Genomic DNA, 12,721 nt, shown 5'->3' on the forward strand with positions numbered 1-12,721 from the left:
CCGGCGCGGGCCGGAGCACCCCCGTCCGCCCCGCGCCGACCGGCAGCGACCATGGCGGCACCTACCCCGCCCTGGTCGGATCAATCCTGCCGCCGCCGGCCACGCTCAGCGCGCGGCGAGCGTCTTCTCGGCGTACGCCCAGAGGCGGTCGGCGGCGGCCGGGTCCAGGGCGTGGGCGGCCACCCCGCCGGTGGCGTCTGGGCCGCCGGGCACGACCTCCGCCTCCTGGTTGTCGTCGAAGTACCGGCCACCGATGCCGTCGAGCAGGGGCGAGCCGGCGAGCAGCACTGTGGTCGACGCGCCCTGGTCGGGCTTCTTGTAGTAGTCCGCCTCGATGAGGTTCCCCGCCTCGTCCATGGCACCCATCGCCCGCATCGTGTCGTCGTCGATGTGGCGCTGGAGATTGGTGAAGATGTAGCCGGGGTTGAGGGCGTTCGCGGTAATCCCGTCCTCCGCCCACCGGCGGCTGATGCCGACCGCGAGCAGGACCTCGGCGGTCTTCGACTGGCCGTACGCCGACCACGGGTCGTACGGGCGCCGCTCGAACTGCGGGTCGTCGAAGTCCAACGGCGCGGCCAGGTGTGCTCCGGAGCTCACCACGACGACCCGAGCCGCCTCGGCGGCCCGCAGGTTGTCGTGCAGCCCCCGGGCGAGCGCGAAGTGGCCGAGGTAGTTGGTCGCGAGCTGAAGCTCCCAGCCCTGGGCGGTGAGCTGACGGGTCGGGATCGCCATGATCCCCGCGTTGGCGACCAGCACGTCGAGCGGGCCCTGCCAGCCCGCGACGAAGGCATCGACCGACGCCAGGTCGGCGAGGTCGAGCGCGGAAGCGCTGACCACGCCCCGGGTAGCACCCGAGGCGAACTCCTCGACGAGCGCGTCGGCGCGTCGCGGATCACGGGTCGCGATGGTGACCTCGGCACCGGCCCTGGCCAGCGCGCGCACCGTCTCGACACCGATGCCGGAGGCGCCCCCGGTGACGATCATCCGACGCCCCGTCAGGTCGACACCGTCGAGGATCTCGGCGGCGGTGCTGCGGGCGGTGAACGGGGTGGTGAGGCGTGAGTTCGCTGTCATGAAACCCAGGCTAGGAACATCAGACTCGGACTGCCTATAGCCTAGGATCCTTCATACTTTAGTGAACGTCCAGGAGGTCGGGATGGATCCCCTCGAAGATGTCCTGGCGTTGCTGGACGCGACGAGCCACCTCTCCGCCGGCCTGGTCGCGGGCGGGCGCTGGGCCGTCGCCTTCGACGCACCGGCCGGGGCCAAGTTCAACGCCGTCCGACGCGGCCGGTGCTCCCTGCGGGTCGCAGGTGACGTCGAGTCGATCAGCCTCGGCGAAGGGGACTGCTTCCTGCTGACCCGACCGGTGGCCTACACCCTCTCCAGCGATCCCGACGTGCCCGTCGAGCCCGCGTACCCCCTCTTCGCCGCCGCCGACGGCGGTGTGGCGCACGTCGGTGACGGCGACGACGTCTTCCTCATCGGCGGCGCGTTCTCCCTGGGCGAGCGGGCGCGCAGCCTCCTGCTCGACAGCCTCCCGCCGGTCATCCACGTGCCCGCCGACACCCCAGAGGCCGCCACCGTCCAGTGGGCGCTCAGCGAGATCGACGCCGAACTACGGCAGACACGACTCGGGTCCACGCTCGTCGCCGAGCACCTGGCGCTCGTCCTGCTGATCCGGGTCCTGCGGTTGCACCTGGCCCGCGACCCCGAACTCACCTCCGGCTGGTTGGCCGGCCTTGCCGACCCGGTCATCGCCCCCGCGCTGCGGGCGCTGCACGCGCGGCCCGCGCAGCCGTGGACGGTGGACGCCATCGCCCGGACCGCCGCCGTCTCCCGGTCAACGTTGGCCGCCCGCTTCAAGCGGGTCGTCGGCGTGGGACCGCTGGAATACCTGACCGGCTGGCGGATCGAACTGGCGGCGGACCGTATCCGGCGCGGTTCCGACACTGTCGCCAGCATCGCCCAGGCTGTCGGCTACGGCTCCGAGAGCGCCCTCAGCGTGGCGTTCAAACGCGCCACCGGTTTCTCGCCACGCGCCTACCGCACCGAGGTGGCGAGGACGGCCCAGACCGGCGGACGCGAACCGGCGGCGACCGGCCGGCCTGTCGAGTGAGCGGCGACTCCTCTTCACCCGCTGCGGTTGATCCCGTCCGGATCGGGTAGACCCGTCCGCCGTCGTCGGGGCGGCGGCCGAGCGCCTGCGGGGGGACGTCGCATGGATCAGCACGGTTGAGCGGGCCGGACGGTCCCCGCGACGTCGTGGAGCTGCGGGTGCACGGAGTCTCCGGCGCGAGCGCCGCACAGGTGCTGGACCTGCAGCAGACGGCGCAGGTGGCGGGTGACCAGAACGGAGGCTTCTACCGGCCGCGACCACAGGACCCGGACAGCACCGCCCCGCGCGGCGTGACCCTGGAGGCGTACCGCTGGGGTGATCTGCCCTCCGGGACCGTCGCCCGCACCCTCGCCGTGGTCTTCCTGCTGCCGTTCATGCTCGTCAACGTCGCGACCTGGATGCGCCCGGCGAGCCCCGGTTCCGAAGCGGTGGTCAAGTCCCTGTGCCGACTGCTGGCGCTCACCCTCACCGTGCTGTACGTGCTCGCCGTCGCCGGCGTCGCCCTGGATCTGGTGGGCTGGAAGTGCCTGCCCTCGACGCGCTGTCTCGCGGGGCGCAGCTGGCTGTCCTGGTTGGGAGGGCGGCCGGTCGGGGCGCAACTGGCCTTGGTCGCGTTGGCGCCGGTCGCCGCGATCGGCCTGATCTGGCGGATCAGCAACCGCCCAGGGCGGACGTTCGAGGCGTTTCGCGCACCCGATCAGGGGATCGGCGGGTCACGGCTCGGCACGGTCGGCCAGTGGGACGCCGAGCCGCTCGTGGGCCGGTTGCGCGCCATCCACGTCGCTGCCGCGTTCGCGACACTGGACCTCACAGTGCTGCTGGCCCGGAGCGCGAGTGGCGCCACCGGGGTCACGGTCACGCTGACGGTGGCGACCGGTGTGATCCTGGCGTGCTGCGTGGGCCTGCTGTGCACGCCGCCGCTGATCGACCGGGCCGCCGACGATCACCGGCTCGACCGGGTCACCCGCACGCTCCGGACCGTCGCCGTCGTCGTGACCGTCGCCGTCCTGGCTCACCTGCTGACCGGGCCACGCCGGTGGGACAACGGACACGGGCTTCCCGGGTACGAGACGACCCTGGCCGCTCTGTTCGCCGTACAGACGGCGTTGTTGGTCGTGCTGGGCGTGGTCCTGCTCTGCCACCGGCAACGCGGTGGCACCCCGCTGTTCGGGCTGGGTGCCCTCGTCATCGCGGCAACCGGGATCAGCCTGGCCGTGGCGTACTCCGCCGAGCTGGTCTACCGGGTGGCGGACTTCCTCGACCGCGACGTGCCGACCGGGGAGGGCATCGCCACCGGCCCGCCCCGGGCGTACACGTGGGTGATCTACGGCTTCATCCGAGCGTTGCTGGCCACAGTCGTGGTCGCCGGCCTCGTCGTCCTTCTCACGCGTCGCGGTCGGCGTCGCGCCGCGGCGGCGATCGTGGCACACGACTACCCGCAGGCCCCAGCGGAGGCCGAACCCCGACTGCGGCAGGTCCGGGACGCGATAGCCCGGGCCCGCTTCACCGAGAAGCTGGTGCCGCTGGCCGTGTTCTACGGGTGCCTCGCCGGGCTCACCACGGCCACCACCACCATCGGCCTGCTGGGTGAGTTTCCCAGTGACATCCTCGAACGGAACCTCGGGCTGCCGGCGGACGCGACCACCTTCGGCATCGCGTTCGGGAGCTGGGTGATCGCGGCGGTCATCCTCGGTCTGATCATCGGGGGGATCTTCGCCTACCGGACCGTCCCGTTCCGCCGGCACATCGGCGTCCTCTGGGACTTGGGCACCTTCTGGCCTCGGGCCGCCCACCCGTTCGCTCCGCCCTGCTACTCCGAGCGGGCCGTGCCGGAGTTGGCCCGTCGCATCACGTACCTCGTCGAGCGCGGGGACGCCGTGCTGCTCACCGGGCACAGCCACGGTTCGGTCCTGCTCGCCGCGACGGTGCTCCAGTTGCCGCCGCACGTCGGCGACCGAATCGCTCTGCTCACCCACGGGTCGCCGCTGCACCGCCTTTACGCGCGGCTCTTCCCCGCGTACGTCGACGACGTGGCGCTGCACGAGATCGGCCGCCGGGTCGGTTGGCGGTGGGTGAACCTGTGGAGCGACACCGACCCCATCGGCGGCTGGATCTTCTCGGCGCACCGCACACCGGCGCCGGGCGATGTCGGCGGCCCGGCCGCCCGGGTGGATCGCCGGTACCGTGATCCGCGCGACGTGGTGACGCCGCCCAGTGACAGCGTCCCCCCACCCATCCGTGGGCACTGGCTGGGCGAATCCGAAGAGCCGTTCACGGCGGCGGCCCGGGAGTTGGTGCGGCGCCTCGGTGAGCGGGCCGACCCGCCCGGCACGGCGACGTAGCGGACCGTGTCACCGTCCGCTTTTCGCCCGCGCCCGCCAGTCGTCGAGACGCGTACCGGCGAGGCGGGCGCCGTCGGCGGGAACGAGGGAGCGTTCGCCGAGCTTCGCGCCGAAGTAGCGGGCGTCCGGGTCGGCCACCACCGACCGAGGGTCCTGCTGGGCGGCGAGGAGGTCTCGGCCCAGGTCGTCGAGGCGGAACTGCTCCGGGCCGGCGATCTCGACCACGGCGTTCGTCGGCGCACCGACTACGACCTCGGCCACTGCGGCCGCGACGTCGTCGGCGGCCATCGGCTGGATGAGCACCGGGGCGAGGTGCACGGTGTCGCCGTCCGTGCCGGCGTCGACGATCCCCTGGAGGAACTCGAAGAACTGGGTGGCGTGCACGATCGAGTACGGGGTTCCGGACGCGACGACGAGCTTCTCCTGGGCGACCTTCGCCCGCATGTAGCCGCTGTCCGGGATCCGGTCGCAACCCACGATGGAGAGCACCACGTAGTGGCCCACCCCGGCGTCCGACGCGGCGGCAAGGAGCGTCCGGGTGGACGTCTCGAAGAACTCCAGCACGGCCTTGTCCTCGAACGACGGCGAGTTCGACACGTCGACGACGGCGTCGGCACCGGTGAGCGCATCGGCCACGCCCTCGCCGGTCAGGGTGTTCACGCCGGTCTTCGGTGATGCCGGCACCACCTCGTGGCCCTGGGCGCGGAGGTCATCCACGAGCTTGGAACCGATGAGGCCGCTGCCCCCGATGACGACGATCTTCATGGTCGAACCACGTCCTTTCCGCATGGGTTGAGTCGTGCTGCCACCCAGTAAGACGGAAAGCGTGCACCGATGCAGGACAATCGCCGGAGAACAGTTCGACGGAGACCTGGAGGTGGCCGTGGCCGAGGTGTCGCACCCGGTGTTCGCCCGCGTCTACGAACGGTTGAGCGTCGCCATGGACCGGGCCGGTACGGCGGCCTACCGGCGGGACCTGGTCGCCGGCCTGTCCGGCCGGGTGGTCGAGATCGGTGCGGGCAACGGGCGGATGTTCCCGCACTACCCGCCGTCGGTGACCGAGGTCGTCGCTGTCGAACCGGAACGGCGTCTGCGGGCCGCCGCCGAACGCGCGGCACCGAGCGCGCCGGTCCCGGTCACGGTCGTCGACGGGTTGGCCGAGAGGCTGCCGGCCGGGGACGACGAGTTCGACGCCGCCGTGGTCGCGCTGGTGCTGTGCACCGTGCCGGACCAGGCGAGCGCGTTGGCCGAGGTCGGGCGGGTGCTGCGCCCGGGCGGCCAGTTGCGGTTCTTCGAACACGTCGCCGCCGAGAAGCCCGGCGGTCTGCACCGAGCCCAGCGACTGGTCGACGCGACACTGTGGCCGAAGCTGTTCGCCGGGTGCCACACCAACCGCGACACCGTCGCCGCCATCACGACCGCAGGGTTCGTCATCGAGGAACTAAACCGCTTCCGTTTCCCGGCCACCAGCAACAGCCCCTCCTCGCCCTGCGTCCACGGACGCGCGATCTGGCCGGCGACGGCGGACCGCCGATAGGGACGGCAGCCGGTCGCCTGCCCTGAGTCGAGGGACAGGCCAAACGGCGAGAGCACCAAACGCGAACGCGAGGCCCGATCCACTTTGCCCGGAGGGCAGGGGCATTATTCCGTTTTGACAGCATTTGCCGGGCTGGCGTGATGTGGTGGTCACCGCCGCTTGTCGGCGACATATCGGCCGTATCGCGCAGGACGCTGCTCACGAGACGTCTCCTGCGAGGAATACCCGGAGGATGTTCTGTGACAGCTAAACCCAAACTTCGTCTACGGCGGCGGGTGGTGTTGCCGGCCCTCGCGGCTGCCGCAGCCGTCACCGTGTCGGTCAGCCTGCTCCTCAGCTCGACCGCCGCCAACGCGCAGGAAGCACCCGTCAACCTCGGGACGGCGGCGGACTTCTCCGTCCTGGCCGGTGCCGAGCCGACCAACACCGGCCCCAGTTTCCTGGCCCAGAGCCTCGGGCGGTTCCCCGGAAACACCGCGGCCGGCTTCGGAACGGCGACCATCGGCGGCGAGGTGCACCTCGGTGACGCGGTCGCTCTTCAGGCTCAGAGCGACCTGACCATCGCCTTCAACGACGCCGCCGGTCGGACTCCGTTCACCAATCTTCCTGCGGAGCTCGGCGGCAATACCCTCAACGAGGGGGTCTATCGGATCGGTGCCGCCCAGTTGACCGGGGCGCTGACCCTCAACGGCCAGGGCGACCCGTCGGCCGTCTTCATCTTCCAGGTCGACTCCTCGTTGACGACGGCGTCGAACAGCAGCGTCGTGCTGATCAACGGTGCCTCAGCCTGCAACGTGTTCTGGAAGATCGGCAGTTCGGCGACGATCGGCACCGGCACCACCTTCGTGGGCACCATCATGGCTCAGGCGGCGATCACGATGGCCACGGGCGCGACCCTCCAGGGCCGCGCGCTGGCGCGAACCGCCGCCGTCACCCTCGACACCAACGTCATCACCGCGCCGGTGTGCGCGGGGCCGACCGGCCCGCCCGGACCGACCGGTCCTCCCGGCCCCACCGGCCCTCCGGGCCCGTCCGGCCCGCCCGGCAGTCCTGGGGCGCCCGGCAGCCCCGGCGCACCCGGCAGTCCTGGGGCACCCGGCAGCCCCGGCGCACCCGGCAGTCCTGGGGCACCCGGCAGCCCCGGCGCACCCGGCAGTCCTGGGGCACCCGGCAGCCCCGGCGCACCCGGAGCACCCGGCAGCCCTGGGGCGCCCGGAGCACCCGGTAGCCCTGGCGCACCCGGAGCACCCGGCAGCCCTGGGGCGCCCGGAGCACCCGGTAGCCCTGGCGCACCTGGCGCACCCGGTAGCCCTGGCGCACCTGGACCGTCCGGGCCTCCCGGACCTCCCGGTCGACCCGGCGGCCCGGGTGGCAAGGTCCCCATCCTGCCGGTTACCGGCGGCGGGGTGGTCCCGGCCATGACAGGCGTCGGAAGTGTGATGGTCGTGCTGGGCGCGTTCGCGTTCGTCCTCGCACGGCGTCGACGCCAGGAATCCTGATCGGTGGTCCGGCCGGCAGCTGACTGCCGGCCGGGCCGCGTCGGGCACCACCGTCGTCGGCCCGCTCCCAGACGGGAGCGGGCCGACGACGACTACCTGGACCCACGGTCAGCCGACGAGCCCCAGCTTGCGAAGAGCTTCGTCCTCGCGCTCGTGCGAGAGGTAGAGCAGGATCTGCGGCCGGTCGCCGCCGACGCGCACGACGTAGGTCTGGGCGAACTGTGCGCTGCCGGCCCTGCCGGCGGACGGCGCGAAGTCCAGCGTCCACCGGGTGTGGACGAGAACGTGACCCGGCGCGAGATCGAGCACATCGTCGACCACCACACGGGCGCCGGTCAGGCCGAACTGCTCGGTCATCGCGGTGTGGCGCGCGTCGAGCGCCGCGCGGTACTCCGCGTCGTTGGTGACGACGGCGGACGTGCTCGGGTCCCCCTCGATGTACGACTCGGCGTAGCTCGCGGCGATGGTGCCGCTGTCGCCGGCCTCGACGGCTCGCGCGTAACCGCGAAGGAACCTCTCGATCGACTCGCGTACGGATGCTTCCGCAGACTTCATGTGCGGTCCCTCCGGATGCCCAGACTCGCGAGTATGTCAGGCGACGCCCTGATCAACGCCCTCGCGCGGCTTCACCGGCGGGGCAGGCTGGTCATCCAGTCGTCCAGCTCCGCCGGTGAGCGCAGCAACACCACCGGCGGCGCGGACGGGTCGGTCTGCCAGGCGCGCATCCGCCGTCGCGCCCGACCGAACGCCGTCACGTGCCACACCAGGATCGAGTCCGGGGACAGCACGCTGCCCAGCGTCTCCCGGTTGCCGTTGCAGATCTCCTCGCCCGTCAGCACCCGGCGGACGGTGCGCCGCAGCAACCGCCCGAACGAGCACCACCGGGGGTAGTCCAGGCCGACGACCAGGTCGGCGCGGGCCAACGGTACGTCCCGCCAGCCGTGGTACGCCCCGTCGACGATCCAGCGGTCCCGCCGGCAGATCTCCTCAATCCGGCTACGTTGCTGCGCGACGGGCACCTCGACCCAGCCCGGCTCCCAGAGCAGGTCGTCCACCGGATAGCAGGGCAGCCCGAGGTGTTCGGCCATCCGCGCGGCGAGGGTGGACTTGCCGGAGCCGTACACCCCGTAGATCAGGATGCGACGCGGTGCGCTCATCGCGGCAGCGTACGACGCGAGGAAAAATCGTTTGTCGTACGCGGCGCGCTCCGCGAGAGTGACCTCCATGACGTACTGACGGACCCACTCCCCCTCCGCCCCCCGGTGACACCTTCCCGGGCGGCGTGACTCGTCCGTTGCCACGTTCTCGGTCAGAAGCGAGCTCTCCTTGATCCAGCACCAGTCTCTGCCCTCGTCCAACCCCGCCACCGTCACGGTGTTCGCGTCGTCCACGAGCTGGATCGAGTCGGACGCGCTCGCCCAGTGCCAGCAGGTGGCCGCCCTCGACGGCATGATTCACGTTGCCGGAATGCCGGACCTACACCCGGGCAAGGGCGCCCCCATCGGTGCGGCCATGGCGTCGACGGTGCTGTACCCGTTCCTGGTGGGGTCCGACATCGGCTGCGGCATCGCCGTGTTCCCCATCAAGCTCAAGCGGGCCGTACCGGAGCGGCTGGCCGCACGGTTCCCCGACCTCGATCGGACGCTCGACGCCGACGACCCGGCCTGGGCGGTCGTCGAGGGCGACGTCCCGGCCGGTCACCTCGACGGTCTCGGGACGGTCGGCCGTGGCAACCACTTCGTCGAGCTGGCCCGGGTCGGGCCTGTCCTCGACCCGGGCCACGCGGCTCGTCTCGGGGTCGACGCGGACGATCTGGTGCTCGTCGTCCACAGCGGTTCCCGTGGTCTGGGCGAGCGGATCCTGCGGACGCACACCGAGGCCCATGGCGCCGGTGCCGCTCCCGATCCCGCCGCCTACCTGGCGATGCACGACGACGCTGTGCGCTGGGGTTCGCTCAACCGCCGGGTCCCTGGCCGCCCGGGTCGCGTACGCGCTGGGGGCCGAACCCGCCGATCCGATCGTCGACCAGTGCCACAACCTGGTCGAGATCCGCGACGGGGTCTACCTGCACCGCAAGGGCGCAGCACCGGGTGACGGCCGCGACGTCCTGGTCGCCGGCACCCGGGGAACACCGTCCTACCTGGTGGCCGCCCATGCCGGTCCGGACGCCAATTTCTCCGTCGCACATGGCGCCGGCCGCAAGATGTCGCGCTCCGACGCGCTGCGGCGGGGTCGTGCCAAGCACACGGTCGAGGAGCTACGCCGCACGCCGCTGGGTTCACTTGTGGTGTGTGGTGACCGTCAGCTCCTCTTCGAGGAGGCGCCCACCGCGTACAAGCGCATCGAGCAGGTGATCGCCGACCTCGTCGAGCACCGACTGGCCACGCCGGTCGCCAGCACGATTCCGCTGGTCACCTACAAGACGGCCGACCTCGGGCCGACGACCCGGACCGACCGGCGGGGCCACCGTGGTGGGCGGGGGCGGTCGTGAGCGTGCTCCTGCTGCTGTCCGCCGGGCGCGGCCCACGGGAATGCGCCTGGGCGCTGACCCAGCTCCTGTACCGCCTGACCGCGGAGGGCACCCGTCGAGGAGTGACGATCGAGCAGGTGCAGGCGGTGCCCGGCGATCGGCCCGGCACCCACCGGTCGGTGCTCATCCAGATCTCCGGTGTCGACGCGGAGGCGTTCGCCGCCTCGTGGACCGGCACGCTGTGCTGGCAGGCCCCCAGCCCCTACCGGACGAGCACCGGTCGCAAGAACTGGTACGTCACCGCCCAGCGACCCCGCCTCGACGCGGTGCCGACGATGTTCTCGGAGGCGGATGTCGACATCGTCGGCTGCCGCACCGGAGGGCCCGGCGGCCAGCACCGGAACAAGGCCAGCACTGCGGTACGGGCGACGCACCGCCCCTCGGGCATCGTCGTGGTCGTGGACGAGGAGCGGCAGTTCAGCCTGAATCGGCGAATCGCCCTGGACCTGCTGCGGCAACGCGTCGAGCATGGCGACGAGGTGGCACGACGTGCCGTCACCACCGCCCGCTGGCGCATCCACGACGACCTCGTCCGCGGCGATCCCGTCCGCGTGGAGCGTCCGGAGCCGCAGCGGCCGGGCCGCCCGCGTTGACGGGCTCCGTCAGACCTCCAGCACCGCGTCCGCGAACGCCTGCGGCGCCTCCTGCGGCAGGTTGTGCCCGACACCGCCGCCGATGGTCCGGTGCTCGTAGCGCCCGGTGAACTGCTTGGCGTAGACGCTGGGCTCCACGTGCGGCGCGCCGTTGGCGTCCCCCTCCAGGGAGATGCTGGGTACAGTGATCTTCGGTTGCGCGGCCAGGCGCTTCTCCACCTCGTCGTACTGTGGCTCGCCGTCGGCGAGGGCCAGCCGCCACCGGTAGTTGTGCACCACGATGTCGACGTGGTCGGGGTTGTCGAACGCCGCCGCGCTGCGGTCGAACGTCGCGTCGTCGAACGTCCACTGTGGTGACGCGGTGTGCCAGATCAGCTTGTTGAAGTCACGGCGGTTCTTGTCGTAGCCTTCCCGGCCACGCTCGGTGGCGAAGTAGTACTGGTACCACCACGCCAGTTCCGCCTTTGGCGGCAACGGCGCCCTGCCCGATTCCTGGCCGGCGATGAGGTAACCGCTCACCGAGACCAGGCCCTGGCAACGCTCGGGCCACAACGCGGCCACGACGTCCGCGGTCCGCGCACCCCAGTCGAACCCGGCCAGCTTCGCGCTGTCGATGTGCAGGGCGTCCATGAGCGCGATGAGATCGAGCCCCATGGCCGCCGGTTCGCCGTTTCGCACGGCGTCGTCGGAGAGGAAGCGGGTGCTGCCGTAGCCCCGCAGGTACGGCACGACGACCCGGTAACCGGCGGCGGTGAGCAGCGGCACGATGTCGACGAAACTGTGGATGTCGTACGGCCAGCCGTGCAGCAGGATCGCGGCGGGGCCGTCGGGCGGCCCGGCGTCCACGTACCCCACGTTCAGGACACCGGCATCGATCTGTCTCACGTCGGTGAACGATCCCGCACCGGCCACCGTCATCGACCTCTTTCCCGTCCCGAGCTGTTGTGACCTGCTGGTCCTGTCGAATGTAGGAGCCGGCGCCGTGCCGGACGGCGGATTGCCCAAGCTTCGCTGGGCCGATGCCGGGCTGGGTAGGATGCGGGCCCCGCTTCCAGGCGAGGTCGGACAGGGTCCCGGCGGGCCGTCGGAGCCTGACCGTAGGGTGATGGCATGGCTGAGCGACCTCTGACCCTGATGGCGGTGCACGCCCACCCCGACGACGAGGCGACGAGCACCGGCGGCGTGCTGGCCCGCTATGCCGACGAAGGGATCACGACGGTGCTCGTGACCTGCACCGACGGGCGGTGCGGTGATGGCCCGGGCGGGGTCAAGCCGGGCGACCCGGGGCACGACCCGGCCGCCGTCGTGGCGATGCGTCGGGCCGAGTTGGAGGCCAGCTGCGCGGTGTTGAAGGTCAGCCACCTGGAGACGCTCGGTTACGCCGACTCGGGGATGATGGGATGGTCGACCAACGACCAGCCCGGCGCCTTCTGGACGACGCCGGTGGCGGAGGCGGCGGGCCGGCTCGCCGAGTTGATCCGGCAGTACCAACCAGATGTCATCGTCACGTACGACGAGAACGGCTTCTACGGCCACCCGGACCACATCCAGGCGCACCGGATCACGATGGCGGCCGTCGAGCTGACCGACAGCCCGGCGAAGGTCTACTGGACCACCGTGCCGCGTACGGCGTTCGAGCAGTTCGGCCGCATCATGCGGGAGCTCGGCGTCGACTGGGCCGAGCCGGACGAGGCGGCGGAGCCGATGCCGCAGCTCGGCCTGCCGGACGACGAGATCACCACCTGGGTCGATGCCAACAGCTACGGCGGGCAGAAGTTCGACGCGCTGGCCGCCCACGCCAGTCAGACCGAGAACATCTTCTTCCTGCAACTGGGCCGCGACCGGTTCACCGAGCTGATGGGCGTGGAGACCTTCCTGCGGGTCCGCGACCGGACGGGCGCGCCGACCCCCGAGGACGACCTCTTCGCCGGCCTGCGCTGACTGCGCGGATCAGCTCCCGTAGCGACGCCAGGCGTGTCGGCCACCCGGCCGGCACGCCTGCCTGCGCTACTCGATCACGTGGGCGACGGCATCGGACCCGACCGATAACGCGCCGAGAGCAGCGTGTCCCCGGCCGCCGAAAGTTTCGCGGTGCTGTCGC

General features: G+C 71.6%; 11 protein-coding genes and 1 pseudogene. 7 read left to right on the forward strand and 5 right to left on the reverse strand.

The features are described 5' to 3' along the window. Positions 1–105 precede the first annotated feature (105 nt). The gene (locus FHU34_RS24700; protein ID WP_145784546.1) at positions 106–1,074 is read right to left on the reverse strand and encodes an SDR family NAD(P)-dependent oxidoreductase; all 969 of its coding nucleotides are present in this window, start codon (positions 1,072–1,074) and stop codon (positions 106–108) included. An 82-nt stretch (positions 1,075–1,156) separates the two neighbouring features. Here FHU34_RS24700 and FHU34_RS24705 point away from each other — a divergent pair, with 82 nt between their 5' ends. Continuing rightward, on the forward strand, positions 1,157–2,119 hold the full coding sequence (locus FHU34_RS24705) for an AraC family transcriptional regulator (RefSeq protein WP_145784548.1): 963 nt from the start codon (positions 1,157–1,159) through the stop codon (positions 2,117–2,119). Positions 2,120–2,235: 116 nt separating this feature from the next. Continuing rightward, positions 2,236–4,461, forward strand: coding sequence for a hypothetical protein (locus tag FHU34_RS24710; RefSeq protein ID WP_145784550.1), 2,226 nt, complete (start codon positions 2,236–2,238; stop codon positions 4,459–4,461). A 9-nt stretch (positions 4,462–4,470) separates the two neighbouring features. Here the strand turns inward: FHU34_RS24710 and FHU34_RS24715 are convergent, their stop codons facing one another. Then, positions 4,471–5,226 carry an SDR family oxidoreductase gene (locus FHU34_RS24715; protein ID WP_145784552.1) on the reverse strand — a complete coding sequence of 252 codons (756 nt, stop codon included), beginning with the start codon at positions 5,224–5,226 and terminating at the stop codon, positions 4,471–4,473. A gap of 61 nt (positions 5,227–5,287) precedes the next feature. Between FHU34_RS24715 and FHU34_RS24720 the strand changes: the two genes are divergently transcribed. After that, the gene (locus tag FHU34_RS24720; RefSeq protein WP_244311820.1) at positions 5,288–5,998 is read left to right on the forward strand and encodes a class I SAM-dependent methyltransferase; all 711 of its coding nucleotides are present in this window, start codon (positions 5,288–5,290) and stop codon (positions 5,996–5,998) included. A gap of 239 nt (positions 5,999–6,237) precedes the next feature. After that, positions 6,238–7,497 carry an ice-binding family protein gene (locus FHU34_RS33415; RefSeq protein WP_208745068.1) on the forward strand — a complete coding sequence of 420 codons (1,260 nt, stop codon included), beginning with the start codon at positions 6,238–6,240 and terminating at the stop codon, positions 7,495–7,497. A 108-nt stretch (positions 7,498–7,605) separates the two neighbouring features. Here FHU34_RS33415 and FHU34_RS24735 read toward each other — a convergent pair whose 3' ends face one another. Continuing rightward, positions 7,606–8,052: a Cif family virulence factor gene (locus tag FHU34_RS24735; RefSeq protein ID WP_145784555.1), complete on the reverse strand. Its 447-nt coding sequence runs from the start codon at positions 8,050–8,052 to the stop codon at positions 7,606–7,608. Between the two features lie 71 nt (positions 8,053–8,123). Further along, positions 8,124–8,654, reverse strand: a complete 531-nt coding sequence (locus tag FHU34_RS24740; RefSeq protein ID WP_145784557.1) for a P-loop NTPase family protein — start codon at positions 8,652–8,654, stop codon at positions 8,124–8,126. A gap of 169 nt (positions 8,655–8,823) precedes the next feature. Here FHU34_RS24740 and FHU34_RS24745 point away from each other — a divergent pair. Beyond that, a pseudogene (locus FHU34_RS24745) lies at positions 8,824–9,988 on the forward strand (RNA ligase RtcB family protein). Continuing rightward, entirely contained in the window at positions 9,985–10,620 is a 636-nt protein-coding gene (prfH, locus tag FHU34_RS24750; protein ID WP_145784559.1) for a peptide chain release factor H, read from the forward strand. Before FHU34_RS24745 ends, prfH begins: the two are co-directional and overlap by 4 nt. A gap of 9 nt (positions 10,621–10,629) precedes the next feature. On the opposite strand, the gene FHU34_RS24755 is transcribed toward prfH, so the two are convergent. Beyond that, on the reverse strand, positions 10,630–11,505 hold the full coding sequence (locus FHU34_RS24755; protein ID WP_244311821.1) for an alpha/beta fold hydrolase: 876 nt from the start codon (positions 11,503–11,505) through the stop codon (positions 10,630–10,632). 225 nt (positions 11,506–11,730) lie between these two features. Here FHU34_RS24755 and FHU34_RS24760 point away from each other — a divergent pair, with 225 nt between their 5' ends. Continuing rightward, positions 11,731–12,561 (forward strand): PIG-L family deacetylase, encoded by an 831-nt coding sequence (locus FHU34_RS24760; RefSeq protein WP_145784563.1) that lies wholly within the window; start codon positions 11,731–11,733, stop codon positions 12,559–12,561. Positions 12,562–12,721: the final 160 nt, after the last annotated feature.

It is taken from the genome of Micromonospora taraxaci (genome assembly GCF_007830095.1).
GTDB classification, from domain to species: Bacteria; Actinomycetota; Actinomycetes; order Mycobacteriales; family Micromonosporaceae; genus Micromonospora; species Micromonospora taraxaci.

What these genes read in the sequence shown, in the direction of transcription:
- FHU34_RS24700 (WP_145784546.1), bottom strand. Translation starts at nt 1,074, where the DNA reads ATGACAGCGAACTCACGCCTCACCACCCCGTTCACCGCCCGCAGCACC.
- FHU34_RS24705 (WP_145784548.1), top strand. Translation starts at nt 1,157, where the DNA reads ATGGATCCCCTCGAAGATGTCCTGGCGTTGCTGGACGCGACGAGCCAC.
- FHU34_RS24715 (WP_145784552.1), bottom strand. Translation starts at nt 5,226, where the DNA reads ATGAAGATCGTCGTCATCGGGGGCAGCGGCCTCATCGGTTCCAAGCTC.
- FHU34_RS24735 (WP_145784555.1), bottom strand. Translation starts at nt 8,052, where the DNA reads ATGAAGTCTGCGGAAGCATCCGTACGCGAGTCGATCGAGAGGTTCCTT.
- FHU34_RS24740 (WP_145784557.1), bottom strand. Translation starts at nt 8,654, where the DNA reads ATGAGCGCACCGCGTCGCATCCTGATCTACGGGGTGTACGGCTCCGGC.
- FHU34_RS24760 (WP_145784563.1), top strand. Translation starts at nt 11,731, where the DNA reads ATGGCTGAGCGACCTCTGACCCTGATGGCGGTGCACGCCCACCCCGAC.